General features: G+C 38.8%; 12 protein-coding genes. 4 read left to right on the top strand and 8 right to left on the bottom strand.

Going from position 1 to position 13913, the window contains the following annotated elements:
* Positions 1-8: 8 nt before the first annotated feature.
* Entirely contained in the window at positions 9-1538 is a 1530-nt protein-coding gene (locus tag CPS_RS06645) for a sigma-54 interaction domain-containing protein (RefSeq protein ID WP_011042334.1), read from the bottom strand.
* Between the two features lie 431 nt (positions 1539-1969).
* Here CPS_RS06645 and CPS_RS06640 point away from each other — a divergent pair, with 431 nt between their 5' ends.
* The 4 genes from CPS_RS06640 (at position 1970) to CPS_RS06625 (ending at position 3517) form a co-directional block, all read left to right on the top strand.
* The gene (locus tag CPS_RS06640; RefSeq protein WP_011042333.1) at positions 1970-2254 is read left to right on the top strand and encodes a hypothetical protein; all 285 of its coding nucleotides are present in this window, start codon (positions 1970-1972) and stop codon (positions 2252-2254) included.
* Between the two features lie 106 nt (positions 2255-2360).
* A complete protein-coding gene (gene fliS / locus CPS_RS06635) occupies positions 2361-2759 on the top strand; it encodes a flagellar export chaperone FliS (protein ID WP_011042332.1) in 399 nt (132 codons plus the stop codon).
* Positions 2759-3136, top strand: coding sequence for a hypothetical protein (locus CPS_RS06630; RefSeq protein ID WP_011042331.1), 378 nt, complete (start codon positions 2759-2761; stop codon positions 3134-3136). Before fliS ends, CPS_RS06630 begins: the two co-directional genes overlap by 1 nt.
* Positions 3137-3199: 63 nt before the next feature.
* Positions 3200-3517 carry a hypothetical protein gene (locus CPS_RS06625; RefSeq protein ID WP_011042330.1) on the top strand — a complete coding sequence of 106 codons (318 nt, stop codon included), beginning with the start codon at positions 3200-3202 and terminating at the stop codon, positions 3515-3517.
* Positions 3518-3734: 217 nt separating this feature from the next.
* On the opposite strand, the gene fliD is transcribed toward CPS_RS06625, so the two are convergent.
* From fliD to flgK, 7 genes are all read right to left on the bottom strand, one after another.
* A complete protein-coding gene (gene fliD, locus CPS_RS06620) occupies positions 3735-5171 on the bottom strand; it encodes a flagellar filament capping protein FliD (RefSeq protein WP_011042328.1) in 1437 nt (478 codons plus the stop codon).
* A 74-nt stretch (positions 5172-5245) separates the two neighbouring features.
* A complete protein-coding gene (locus CPS_RS06615) occupies positions 5246-5653 on the bottom strand; it encodes a flagellar protein FlaG (protein ID WP_011042327.1) in 408 nt (135 codons plus the stop codon).
* Between the two features lie 190 nt (positions 5654-5843).
* A complete protein-coding gene (locus CPS_RS06610) occupies positions 5844-7394 on the bottom strand; it encodes a flagellin (RefSeq protein WP_011042326.1) in 1551 nt (516 codons plus the stop codon).
* Positions 7395-8050: 656 nt separating this feature from the next.
* Positions 8051-8512, bottom strand: coding sequence for an REP-associated tyrosine transposase (locus CPS_RS06605; RefSeq protein ID WP_011042325.1), 462 nt, complete (start codon positions 8510-8512; stop codon positions 8051-8053).
* Between the two features lie 345 nt (positions 8513-8857).
* The gene (locus CPS_RS06600; protein WP_011042324.1) at positions 8858-10411 is read right to left on the bottom strand and encodes a flagellin; all 1554 of its coding nucleotides are present in this window, start codon (positions 10409-10411) and stop codon (positions 8858-8860) included.
* Between the two features lie 250 nt (positions 10412-10661).
* Complete coding sequence (gene flgL / locus CPS_RS06595; RefSeq protein WP_011042323.1) at positions 10662-11882, bottom strand: flagellar hook-associated protein FlgL; 1221 nt, start codon at positions 11880-11882, stop codon at positions 10662-10664.
* Positions 11883-11892: 10 nt separating this feature from the next.
* On the bottom strand, positions 11893-13890 hold the full coding sequence (gene flgK / locus CPS_RS06590) for a flagellar hook-associated protein FlgK (RefSeq protein WP_011042322.1): 1998 nt from the start codon (positions 13888-13890) through the stop codon (positions 11893-11895).
* Positions 13891-13913: the final 23 nt, after the last annotated feature.

The following is a 13913-nucleotide window of genomic DNA, read 5'->3' as shown; positions in this document are numbered from 1 at the left end:
TAGTCATATTACTCACTTGGTTTATGTAAATCATATTTACGCATTTTTTCAACTAGCGTAGTTCTACGCATGCCAAGTGTTTCTGCAGCCCTAGCAACCACATAATCATGCTTACTTAACGATTGATTAATTAAAGACACTTCAAGTTCTGCTAAATGTTCTTTTAAGTTTAAACCGTCACTAGGTAATAAGGTCGCGTCAGTAGAGCTTTGCACGCCATTAATATCACTTCCAGCCGTTAATTCACCTTGCTCACTTTCATCATCGTTGTCGTCGTCATCATAATCAAAGCCACCGAAAAGTTCGTTTATTACATCGTGTTCTTGCAACTCTTCAGGGTATTCAGGATTATAAGCTTGTACATCTACATGCTGATATTTATAAGGCAGTTCGGTAACATCAACAATTTGATCACCGTACATAATTAACATACGTTCAATTAAGTTTGATAGTTCTCGAACATTACCCGGCCATGGGTGTTCCATCAACGACTCTATCGCTTTTTCAGTAAAGCGTACCGTTTTATTTTGTTCGTGTTCAAAGCGAGTAAGCAGCTCTTTTAATAACAGTGGAATATCTTCTTTTCGCTCACGTAATGATGGAGTATCTATTGGGAATACATTCAAGCGATAGAATAAATCTTCCCTAAAACTCCCTTCTTTGATCATTTCTTCCAAGTCTTGATGAGTAGCTGCAACAATACGAACGTTAGCTTTAATGCTCTTACTGCCACCTACTCGTTCAAAAGTGCGCTCTTGTAAAACACGCAGCAATTTTACTTGCATAGGTTGCGGCATATCACCTATTTCATCTAAAAATAGTGTACCGCCTTCAGCTAATTCAAAACGACCTTTACGAGTAGAAATAGCACCCGTGAAAGCTCCTTTTTCGTGGCCAAATAATTCACTTTCAAGAAGTTCAGCTGGAATAGCACCACAGTTAACGGGTACAAAGGCTTCTTTTGCTCGGTCAGATAAGTTATGAATATTTCGTGCAATAACCTCTTTACCTGTCCCTGACTCCCCAAGCACTAAAACACTGGCAGGTGTTTTCGCTACTTGCTCAATCAAAAATCGCACTTGTGCCATCGGCTCGCTGCTACCAACCAATGAGCGAAATAAAGCACTAGAACTAAGTTTGTTACCTTTACGCGGTAATTTATTGTGATATTGATGACAATGGTGAATTTGCTCGGTAAGTTGAGCATAATTAAGTGGTGCGGCTAGGGTACCAATGACATTAACGTTAACGACTAACTCATTGGCATCAAGTACATCATGAAGAATAAACGGAACGCTAGGGTTAACTTTAATTAAAGCAGTGCAATCATGACTAACATTACCCGTTAATATTACCGTGAGAATATGACTACAATCAGCTAACTTTTCGATTGCTTGCTCTTGCGAGCAATGGATAAAGTGCTCTCCAACAAAAGCAAGTACCGTACTTAGTTGCTGGCTTCTACCTGCGTCGTTATCAACGACTAATATTTGTTTATGACCTGTTACTACTGAGGTAACTACTGGATTATCAATCATATTTAACTCTTCACGGTTAATGCTAACGTGCTATTTTTAGTCTTGTTTATAGCGTTTTAGGCAATTTTAGCCATTAATTTATTTTAAGCAACAAAAACTTGACGCACACTAGTCATTTTATTGTCATATATCAAAATTTAATAGTAGATGAGGTTGTTTATTCATAAGTGAATTTTATCCATAATGATTAATTAAAGATAAACTAGAAATACGTTACAAATTAACCAGTCTGGTTTGTAATAATACTGTCAAAAAGTTGAAATTTGGTTCTAACATCTATCTTGATTACTTCTCATTCAGTTTGTATAAATATAAAAATGTTAATAATCAATGAATTAAATACAAAATATAATAATTAAAAAATTGGCATAAAAAAAGCATAGATGATTAATGAATGTTAACAACCATATTTTATAAAATAGGAAAGTCAGATGTTGATCATAAACGGTACTGCTGAATTAATGCATGATAATGAAGAATTCACTAAAGGAACCCGTCATGAGTTTAATATGTTCTCAAGGGAGATGCCTTTTGAACAGCAACTTAGCCAAATTGAAGAATATTTAGTCGCTCGTGGTTGGGATAATATTGAAGTCTTGGGTAACGGCGTTATTAATAATGAAGAAGATATAACTCATAACGTATTGCAACAAGCCTATACAAAAGCAAAAGATGAAGGTCTTGCGGTTACCGTAAATAACCAACCCTTAGTTTAGTTCTGTTTCGTTTAGCTTAACTTATTTTAACTGAGTTAAACCTAAAACTATTGTTTCAATTCTACAAGTTTTCTATAATAACGCTATAGTAAACTAGGAGGTGTCTATGACACACGCATCACTTAAAAAGTATCAACAAACCACTAAAAGCACAGCCCAGCAAGCTTCTCCTTATCAGTTAGTGGCTATGTTATTCCAAAAATTATTAGGGAACATAGCTACAGCTAAAGGTGCTATTTCACAAAGTAATTTTGAAAAAAAAGGGACAGAGTTATCTAATGCCATTGCTATTATTGGTGTTTTAGAAGGCTCTCTAGATTTTAAACAAGGCGGTGAAGTCTCGGAAAACTTAGCTGCTCTTTATAGGTTTTGTTCCGAGCAGCTATTAGTTGCCAGTACCAATAATGATCCTGCTAAATTAGAGGAAGTGATTCAAATTCTCTTACCAATAAAAGCTGGTTGGGACTCAATACCGCTTGAAACTCAAGGTCAGGTAAGCTTTTAGTGGGTAACAACACAAAAAAGTCTATTGAGCAAATCAACGATGTGTCGCGACAACTTTTGTCGCGCATACTTGTTATGCAAGCCGACTCAAAAATTCTTCCTCAAGAGCAGGATTTAAAAAACATCAAAATTCAATCTATTGATGACGAAAATAAAGAGTTAACTGAATTAACAGAAAAACGACAAATATTGATGACTAAGTTATTTGAGCAAAATACAGCGGACAGTATTAGCTCAGAATCAGAGGTTTTAGAGGAGATGATAACTCTTGATAGCAAATTAATAGCTAACGCTAAATTATCTAAACAAGCAATAACAGAAAAAATGATTAAAATAAAAAAGAGTAAAAAAGTCACTAAATCCTACCAAAAGTATTAGTACTCATACTATTTACCTCAGCACTATTTACCTAATTTAACAAAGCTATTAGTTCAGAACCTATTGCCAGACCCAAAATTTATATTCGTTACCACTCACATAAACATCACTGCATTTGATCATACTCTATTGATTACCCTGCTATTAATTACTTCGCTATTGAACGCCCTAGTTTGCACAGTTAAAAAAAACACCTCTATACTTAACTTTGTTCCGATTGTTTTAGTCATTAACTACTTAGCAGCAACACTGGACTTTATGATGTCAATTGCCAACCCACTAAGCGCAAGAAGTGATATACCGCGTAACTTTGGTTCAAGAATTGAAGTTAATGGTAAAGAAAAAATTTTAAAGCCAGATTTAGGGGGGATTTTCAAATGACATTGTTGAAAATTAAAAGTTGGGTCTTGAGAATCATCAAGAGAAATTGGAGGCATTACTAGTAAAGTGATAACAAGCAGCTCACCTTCATAAGAAAATAGCCATTTTACTATAAGTGTTTACTCCTTATTAGAATTTAAGACTTTTTTGATAGCTTATTCATTACTTTATTGAAGGTTTATTGATTCTTTTACTCGTTGCAGTTTATGTATTCTTGTTAGTTATCTTTTCTAACAACACCTGGCATATTATCAAGCTGTGCTAACAAGAATGAGCTTGTGGAGTTTAAATTCGCTACAATTAAATCCATAGCGTTATACTGCTTAAACAAACGAGCTTCTAATGAATCCATTCTCCGTTCAAACGCTAAATAGTCATCATCCAATCTGTCTAACTGGCTGGTTCCACTATCAATACGGTTTTGAATAACACCATCAGTGTCAGTATAAAAACCTGTCAATTCTTCAAGCGAGCTCGCAAAACCATTTTCAGAATCAGTACCGACAAAAAATTGTTGCACACCTGCGACATCACTATCAATATATTCGTTCAATGTTTCAGTGTCTAAACTCAATACACCGTACTGATCACTTTCTACACCAAGTTGTGAAAGCGACATACTATTGCCGTTGCCCATATCAAATGCTTGGCTAAATTGTTGACGTAGTTTTCCCATAACACCACGCAGCAATGAGTCTCCGGCAAGTGGACCACTGCCACTTTCACCAGCAGCTCCTAATTGTTTACTAAGCACTTGTAGTTCATTATAACTTTTTACAAAGCCTTCCAAGCCTGACTTTATATTACCATTGTTTTCTTTGAAACTAATTCGGCTAACATCATCATTATCATCAACGTCATGCATTTTTTTGGCGGTAATATCTACGCCATCGATAACGTTTTTAAATTCATTTGTACTGCTCGTTACCACGAGAGTTCCATCGATGGTAATTTGTGCGTCAACGGCTTCATCTATTTGAGTTAAGTTTTTGATATGTAAACTATCATCAGGATCCGAAACATCATAAGCTAACCTTGAAAGACCAACTAAACCATCTACGTTATTATTATCATCAAGATCAGTCACGGTAGTTGTAATTGCGTTAGCTACCCCTGTTTCTTTACTGGTCATTATCAAATGTTGACCGGCATCATCCGTAACAATGGTAGCAATAACTGACTCATTATCGTCACTGTCATTTATCGCATCACGAATATCACTTAACGTATCACTTGCTGAAACGGCTATATTAAAATTAGTCTCTGCAACGGCAATATTTAATGTGCCTTCGCCAACCTGTTCATCTTCAGCCATCGCACCAGACATCAACTTATGCGATTGTGAAAGTACATCCACCTTTACTGAGTAATTACCTATTTGTGCATCTTTGCTAGCACTGAGTCCTACAAAACTATCTGCTCCACTTGCGGTACGTAATTGATAGTTATCGGCATCAGCTAAACTTGAAATAGAAGATTCAACACTCTCTAGTGCAGATTTTAATGCACCAATGGCAGAAATATCAGTAGTCATCTCTGCTTGTTGTTTGTTAGCTCGAGAAATAAAAGGGGCTTTCTCAGCACCAACAATAGCATTAACTATTTCGCTAACCTTTAATCCTGAGCCTATCCCTGTAAACGTTAAGTCAGGCATAAAACCTCCTATATATTTAAGTAAAACTCAATTTAATACTGTGATTAGATAAACAACAAATTAAAAGTAAGCAGCTATACCTTAGCGTCAATAAAACCACCAACCGAATCAGATAATTTAGCCACTAGGGTTAACACTTCTTCTGATGGGTATTGTTTAACCAAGTCACCACTGGTTTTATCAATCACTTTAATGACATCTCGACCTGAATCTTTATCTACCGAAAACTCCAAACCTCGATTCATTTCGCCAACAAAATCCTGCAATTGTTGCGCCACTTTCTCAAGTTGTTTAGGTGATAGCGGTGTTTCATTATCATTATTGATTTGTTCATTGACCGAGGTCTTAGGTTGTTCATTAACACTTTCAACGAGTTTGTTAACGGATGAATCATCGGTTACTTTTGTTGATTCATTCGGTTTCTTAAACTCAGGAGTTAAGCTAGTCAAACTAAGGTCTGTACTACTTTCTATTGCATTCATTAGAGACTCCTTACGTTATTATAACCGCTATTTAAGGTAATAACCTCACCTTGTTTAACAATTAAACAACTACTATTTAGCTACTTTAAAATACGATTTATCTTCTGATATTATTAAACGCAAAAAGGAAGAGGTAAATGGCCCCTTCCTTTAAAACCTTTTAGGCTGGGCCTAATTAATTACTAAGCGTTTAGCCGATTAGACTTAATGCCGCTTGTGGTAATTGGTTAGCCTGCGCTAAAATTGACGTACCTGCTTGTTGCAATATTTGGTTTTTAGTCATTTGCGCTGTTTCCGTGGCAAAATCGGTATCTTGAATACGGCTACGTGACGCTGATACATTTTCTTGGATGTTAGCTAAGTTACTAATGGTATGGCCAAAACGGTTTTGCACCGCACCCAAATCAGCGCGTTGGCTATCAATTGCCGCCAATGCACCATCAATAACGCTAATAGCGCTTTGCGAACCATCCTCTGTCAAAAGACTAACCTCTTCAATAGATGAAAAAGTTGAAGCACCTATTGCTAACGTCGACGCTGCGGCACTAACCGTTGTGTTACCAGTAGTTGTACCAATGGTTAAACTAGCAGTATCGCCTTCAACTGTCGCAGCACTAAAATCGACAGTTCCGGTAATAAATTGTGCGGCCACACTTGCGCTAGTATTATTAGCCGTTGCTGTTACAGTACCCGTAGCTGCATTGGTACCGGCTGAGTCTGCTGCGTCTATAGTAATTGAAGTAACATTTGCAGTTGATGATGTAATATCAGTGACCTCGATGCTAAGCTCACTACCATCGGCCTTAACAATTGAAATTTCATTATTAGCATTGACCGTTGCCGTAATGCCCGCAGTAACCATATTCGCATCAGTGTTTATCATAGCGGCTAAATCGGTTTCATCTTGCGCGGTACTGCCACCGTCGAATGTATAGGCTCCAATATCATTACCATCAATGCTTAAAGTCACTGTATCCGCAGTATCACCCATTGCGGTTATATTTATTAACGCTTCGGTGGAAGCGGTAACACCACTTAGTCCTGATACACTATTTAAGCTCGTTGCAAGGTCGGCAGCTGACATATCATCAGTCAACGCCACAGTCGTTGTAGTACCATTGACCGCCACATCAAGGCTCTCGCCAGTTAAACCAGCAGTGCCTGCGGTAGCGTCTATTGCTCCACCAAAACCGGTGAAACTAATCGCACCAGTTACAGCACTGTTATCTGAACCTATATCAGCAGCAGCGGTACTCGTTAAAGTAAATGAAATTGTTTCATTAGCGTTAGAGCCAACTTGAAAGTTTTTAGAGCCAAAACTACCATCAAGTAATTGTTGACCACCAAATGAGGTAGTCTCTGAAATACGAGTAAGTTCACTACTTAATGCCGTGACTTCTTTTTGCATTGCTGCACGGTCATCATCAGAATTCGAGCCGTTGGCAGATTGCAAGGCCAATTCACGCATACGTTGTAAAATGTCAGTTGATGCTTGCATAGCACCCTCTGCGGTTTGTGCAATTGAAATACCGTCATTAGCATTACGCTGTGCAACACCTAAACCATTTATTTGTGAGGTTAAGCGGTTAGCTATTTGCAAACCAGCCGCATCATCTTTAGCACTGTTAATGCGCATACCCGAAGATAAACGCTCCATTGATTGTTGTAGACCAGCACCTGATTTAGTTAAGTTACGTTGAGCGTTTAGAGATGATGTGTTAGTAATTACTGAAATAGCCATGTTAAAACTCCTGCTTACGAAAAATGTAATGCGTTAATTAATTATAAGATGTGAAACTATCAGTAGTGCATCAAGTTCCCGTTCTACACACCTTAACGGCAGCAGAAAAATTAACTTTAATTTATTTATTAAAATACTTAATAATTAATGTCATGAGAGTGGGATAGCTTACCGTGGCTGGGTTTGGATTCGGGTTTGTACGACTGAACCAGCACCTACAGGGCCGACATCTCCTGTAAGTCATCTATTAATTACCCGCACATCCGACGTAGAGGCGAATTTATTCGCCTTATTATAAATGGGTACCAAAAAATATTGTTTTGCCGTGGTTTTTTTGGCGACTGAAGTCGCCCCTACAGAGCTATCCTTCCTGTAAGTCGTCTATTAATTACTGCACATCCGATGTAGGGGCGAATTTATTCGCTCGAAAATGGATGCAACATGAGACAGGAGTAATTTACACGGATGGTGCTTGGCGACTGAAGTCGCCCCTACAGAGCCTATCCTTTCTGTAAGTCGTCTATTAATTACTGCACATCCAACGTAGAGGCGAATTTATTCGCCTTATTATAAATGGGTACCAAAAAATATTGTTTTGCCGTGGGGTTTTTGGCGACTGAAGTCGCCCCTACAGAGCTATCCTTCCTGTAAGTCGTCTATTCATTTTCATGCAAATATACTGAATCCCATAATGAATAATCACCTACGTTATCAACTAAACCTGCTCGTAATGGATTGGCAACAATATACCGTGATACGGACAATAAACTTTCTTCCGTTCTTATTGCGTGATCATAAAAACCGCGTTGCCATGCAAACCTCTGCCCCTCGTCATGTTGATTTATAAGCCTAGCGCTTCGACCTTTTAATGTTTGAATGACCTTTGATAAATGATTATCCGACGTTAGTTCAAATAACCAATGTAAATGGTCTGGCATAATGACCCAGGTAATAGAGTTGATTTCCTTCTGTTCTACTAGATTTGTCATTTCGTTTATCAAAAAGCGAGCGCATTCGAAGTCATTAAAGAATGGTTGGCGATTTTTAGTGCATGTTATTACATGGTAAATATGATGTTTGAGGGATGTTCTTCCCTTGGTGAGGTTGGTACGCGACATAATCAAAATACTTTTGATGTGTGTGATTTTATTATAGTCAAATAATTGGTGTTTTATTAATAGGCGACTAAAGTCGCCTCTACAGTCTCTCTACGATGCCTTTCCGGTGTAACCCAGCATTGCCAATACTATCAAATGTAGGGGCGAATTTATTCGCCCAAAGATAGATACAACATAATGCAGAGTAATTTACGCGGATGGTTATTAGTGATTAGGCGACAGAAGTCGCCCCTACAAAGTCCCCCCCTAAAAATACAAATTATAAAAACAAAAAAACCGAACTTACGTTCGGTTTTTTAATGTTAACCACATCGATATGGTTAATGATATTACTAACGGTTAGAACTAACCACCAATCAAGCTAATCGCTGCTTGTGGTATTTGATTCGCTTGCGCCAAAATCGAAGTACCTGCTTGTTGCAATATTTGGTTCTTCGTCATAACCGCTGTTTCTACCGCGAAATCTGTATCTTGAATACGGCTACGTGACGCGGATACATTTTCTTGGATGTTAGCTAAGTTACTAATGGTATGGCCAAAACGGTTTTGCACCGCACCTAGACCCGCGCGTTGATTATCAATTGCCGCCAAGGCACCATCAATAACGTTAATAGCGCTTTGCGAACCATCCTCAGTCGAAAGGTCAATCCCTTCAACAGACGAAAAAGTTGAAGCACCTATTGCTAACGTCGACGCTGCGGCACTAACCGTTGTGTTACCAGTAGTTGTACCAATGGTTAAACTAGCAGTATCGCCTTCAACTGTCGCAGCACTAAAATCGACAGTTCCGGTAATAAATTGTGCGGCCACACTTGCGCTAGTATTATTAGCCGTTGCTGTTACAGTACCCGTAGCTGCATTGGTACCGGCTGAGTCTGCTGCGTCTATAGTAATTGAAGTAACATTTGCAGTTGATGATGTAATATCAGTGACCTCGATGCTAAGCTCACTACCATCGGCCTTAACAATTGAAATTTCATTATTAGCATTGACCGTTGCCGTAATGCCCGCAGTAACCATATTCGCATCAGTGTTTATCATAGCGGCTAAATCGGTTTCATCTTGCGCGGTACTGCCACCGTCGAATGTATAGGCTCCAATATCATTACCATCAATGCTTAAAGTCACTGTATCCGCAGTATCACCCATTGCGGTTATATTTATTAACGCTTCGGTGGAAGCGGTAACACCACTTAGTCCTGATACACTATTTAAGCTCGTTGCAAGGTCGGCAGCTGACATATCATCAGTCAACGCCACAGTCGTTGTAGTACCATTGACCGCCACATCAAGGCTCTCGCCAGTTAAACCAGCAGTGCCTGCGGTAGCGTCTATTGCTCCACCAAAACCGGTGAAACTAATCGCACCAGTTACAGCACTGTTATCTGAACCTATATCAGCAGCAGCGGTACTGTTCATGGTTAAAGAAATGGTTTCATTGGCGTTAGCGCCAACTTGGAAATTTTTAGTACCAAAAGTACCGTTTAATAATTTTTGACCACCAAACGAAGTCGTGTCTGAAATTCTGGTTAGTTCATCTTGTAAGGCGGAGACTTCTTTTTGCATTGCTTCACGGTCTTCAGTTGAGTTTGAACCGTTGGCAGATTGCAAGGCCAATTCACGCATACGTTGTAAAATGTCGGTAGAAGCTTGCATTGCCCCTTCTGCGGTTTGCGCCATGGAAATACCGTCATTGGCATTACGCTGCGCTACCGCTAAACCATTTATCTGAGAGGTTAAGCGGTTAGCAATTTGCAAACCAGCCGCATCATCTTTGGCGCTGTTAATACGCATACCAGATGATAAACGCTCCATTGATTGTTGTAGACCAGCACCTGATTTACTTAAATTTCGTTGAGCATTCAACGATGATGTATTTGTTACTACTGATAAAGCCATAATAGTGCTCCTAATGTGTTAACTGTGTTAACTGTGTTAACGCCTGTTTATGTTGTGTTGTAGCGTTGTCCATAAACCGGACGATAACGCTTGGTTATTAGAAACTTGTTAAAGCAAGCCTCTGCTCTTTTACTAATAAAAACAGATCGGGTTAATTTAAGTTAAAGTTAACCGACATAATTTTGTTTTTTATTATTACTAATAGTTAAAGCATAAACAGTGCCACTTTAAAAAATAGTAATGCATTAATTTATATATAATTAAATAACGTTAAGCCCTGCACTTTACTAAACGTTTGCTGTGAAGCCGTTAAAGCAATTTTTGATTGCTCAAACTCCGAAATAGCTTTGGCGAAATCTAAATCTTCAATACTCGATTTACCTTTGCTAATATTTAACTCTACGTCTAAGTGCTTACTCTGCTGGTTTTCTAACGCTTGCAGCCTAATACCCGCATCTGCTCTACGAGAATATATATGGTTCATAGCGGAACTAAGCTGGTCGAGGACTGTATTGTAATCAACTTGATGCTGCTCTTGGTTGGTTGACACTACACCTTGTTCAGCCCAGCTAATGGCATTATTAAGAGTTTCAAAAATACTAATATTTTGTTTTTCGTTAATGACAAAACTATCACCCGGCAATGGGTTGCCGCTTAAGGTAACGTCAATACCGTCAAAGGAAATAGTTTGCCCTGCTACATAAGGTGCGGGAGGAAAAACAACCGCGGGAATGGGAAGAGTGCTATCGGTAACCGTTAAATAGTTAGTTATTGGGTCAAAAGAAAATGTATGAGGCCCAGTACTTACGTTGTAGGTATTTCTATCGACTACATTCGCGCTTTCCACTGCCACACCCGAGGTATTAACAGGAACTGTAGGATAAGTAGCCGTAAAATCACCGATGGCATTATCAATATTTAAAAAAGCGGCATCACCCGTTTGGTTTGTCGGTATTTGAATGTTTTTAGCTACTTGTAGTTCATTTACTCCCTTATCACCATTGTAATCAACCGAACCGTCAACTTGTTGACTAAAGGGTTTTTGCTGGGTCTGGAAACCAGAGAAGATATAATCACCTTTTTCATCTTGGCTATTACCAAGATCAATCAGCTGGTCTAAACCATGTCGCATTTGATCGGCAATAGATTGCAAATCTTCGTTAGACATTCGGCCATTATTTGCCAATAACATATCTTGTTTGAACTTATCTAATAATGTTTCCGCATCAGCAAAAATTACTTCTTGCATGCTATTGTGATTTTCAGCCATGGTAATATTGCGTTTATATTTTTCAATACTCGCTAAATCATCATTGAAACCAGATAGTGTGCCGTAAGAAACCGCATCATCTTTCGCGGTTAGTACACGTTTACCACTTGATAGATGTTCCATTTGATTATTAACATCAGCACTTTTTTGGTTCATGAGAAGAGCACTTTGTAAATAAAATTGAGACGTTGAAACGCGCATGAAAATCCCCTTACCTTACCGCAGCTAAAATAGTGTCAAAAATGGTATTCGCCGTAGAAATAATTTGTGAGGCGGCTTGATAAGCTTGTTGAAACTTTAATAAATTTGCCGCTTCTTCATCAAGGTTTACACCTGATGTAGATTGATTGCGATTATAAGCTTGAGTAAATAAGGCTTGTGCTGTGTCTGCAGTTAATTCTGCATTACTTGCTTTAGCGCCAACAACGGATGTTGATACAGCAAGGCTTTTGCTAAAGGTTTCTTTACCGCCATTGGTTACGCCAACTTCTTGTGTTTTTGCCATAGCAACCGCATGTTTACCATTACCAACACCAAAAGCATCATTAATACTGAATTCTTCTCTGGCATTAGTTCCAGAGCCTACTAGGTTCCCTGAGATTTCAATTTGAAAAGCAGGTGTACCAGGTAACGGTGGTAAATCAACAACTTCACTATCTCCAGCATTATAATTGCCAGAAGTGATTAGTGCAGGGGGTGTAGCTGTATCAAAGACACGATAATCAAATATTCCCGAGCCTGGAGCGCTTTCAACAACATCCACAGTAAGGCCCGTTCCGGTAAAAGATTTGGCGTCTTCGGGGTTCATGACATTGATAATTTCAATCTTGCCATCGCTTACATTGTTTGTTGATGGTGTAACACCTATCGCGGTACTTGCGGCAATGGCATTGCCATCAGTTAACGTGGTTTGCATTAAGGCGGCGCTGTTTTTGGTTGGTATAATAGTGAACTTATCACCAGCAGCAGGCGTACCTGTTTCAACAAATGAGAAACCATAATCTGGAGAAGATGGCTTATGCGTACCACCACTTGGTAAAATAGGAGGCCCTAAATTTTCGCTGCTCCCAGACGTTAAGTTATATAGGGTAAAATTCCCCCCTTCAAAACGGATTTCAAATTCATCTGTAGTTAGTTTAGATACATCGGTAATGGTAATTTCTGCTTGTGTACTACCGCTATTACCTGAATGCGCTAATACCCTGCCTTGCTGTAATTGCGTGCTGTTAATATCAGTAAAGATATTGACACCTTGCAAACCATTCAAATCTAAACCACTAGCTTGACTGTCATTCAACGTAGAAGATATTGCCATGGCTAGACGGTCTATTTCAGTACGCGTTTGGCTTAAATGTTCATCTCTAAATTCAAAGCTTGCCGCTAATGAACCACCTAGGGTAGATCCCTTTAGTGCAACACTGCTGCTACCGCTAACTAATCTTAATTCTGTTTGTTGTGAATCAGGGTCGCCAGCATTTACTTGCAGTGTCATTGGTGTTATACCGGCAACGAGCGTAGTACCTTGCCCAATCATAACCGTCATTACATTATTAGCATCTTTTACTGTGTTTACCTGGGTATAATTACTCAACTCGCCAATAAGCTGATCACGTTTATCAAGTAGGTCATTAGGCTGGCCTCCTTGCTGCGAATGCATTATCGTTTCGTTAATTTTGGCGAGTTCTTGTGATATTTCTGAAATTTTACTGGCGACTTGCTCTATTTCACCGTTGATGGATTTAGTCATTTGATCAAGGTTGTTAGTTAACTGGTTAAAGTCATTACTTAGAGTATTGGCTTGATTAAGTACGATACTACGAAGACCTGAATCATTAGGGTTGTCTGCAACACCGTTTAGCGCTTGGTAGAATTGATCTAACGAGCCAACAACAGCATTACCGGAAGTAGACATAACTTGGTCAAGTTGTGTTAAGCGTGCATGAAGTGAGTCAGCATTACCTAATTTACTTTGATTCGTTATTTGTTCTTTATGTGAAAACTGATCGTAAAGACGCGTAATGTCTTGAATATAAGTACCACCGCCAATGTAGTTATTACCATTATTTAGACCTACCGTTGCATTCTGTTCTGCACGCTGGCGGTTATAGCCATCCGTATTAACGTTGGAAATATTATGACCGGTTGTCGCCAGCTGCTGTTGAGCAGCTAATAAGCCACTCATACCTGATTGGTACAAACTCACTGACATAATATTGTCTCCAATAACAAAGC

Origin of the sequence: Colwellia psychrerythraea 34H (assembly GCF_000012325.1) — a bacterium.
In the GTDB taxonomy this organism is placed as follows: Bacteria; Pseudomonadota; Gammaproteobacteria; order Enterobacterales; family Alteromonadaceae; genus Colwellia; species Colwellia psychrerythraea_A.
Note: the sequence above shows the minus strand (reverse complement) of the source record. Positions and strands in the feature narration are given on the sequence as shown.

Coding starts and splice junctions, on each gene's coding strand:
- CPS_RS06640 (WP_011042333.1), top strand. CDS start 1,970: ATGTTGATCATAAACGGTACTGCTGAATTAATGCATGATAATGAAGAA.
- fliD (WP_011042328.1), bottom strand. CDS start 5,171: ATGCCTGACTTAACGTTTACAGGGATAGGCTCAGGATTAAAGGTTAGC.
- CPS_RS06605 (WP_011042325.1), bottom strand. CDS start 8,512: ATGTCGCGTACCAACCTCACCAAGGGAAGAACATCCCTCAAACATCAT.
- CPS_RS06610 (WP_011042326.1), bottom strand. CDS start 7,394: ATGGCTATTTCAGTAATTACTAACACATCATCTCTAAACGCTCAACGT.
- CPS_RS06645 (WP_011042334.1), bottom strand. CDS start 1,538: ATGATTGATAATCCAGTAGTTACCTCAGTAGTAACAGGTCATAAACAA.
- fliS (WP_011042332.1), top strand. CDS start 2,361: ATGACACACGCATCACTTAAAAAGTATCAACAAACCACTAAAAGCACA.
- CPS_RS06615 (WP_011042327.1), bottom strand. CDS start 5,653: ATGAATGCAATAGAAAGTAGTACAGACCTTAGTTTGACTAGCTTAACT.
- flgK (WP_011042322.1), bottom strand. CDS start 13,890: ATGTCAGTGAGTTTGTACCAATCAGGTATGAGTGGCTTATTAGCTGCT.
- CPS_RS06600 (WP_011042324.1), bottom strand. CDS start 10,411: ATGGCTTTATCAGTAGTAACAAATACATCATCGTTGAATGCTCAACGA.
- flgL (WP_011042323.1), bottom strand. CDS start 11,882: ATGCGCGTTTCAACGTCTCAATTTTATTTACAAAGTGCTCTTCTCATG.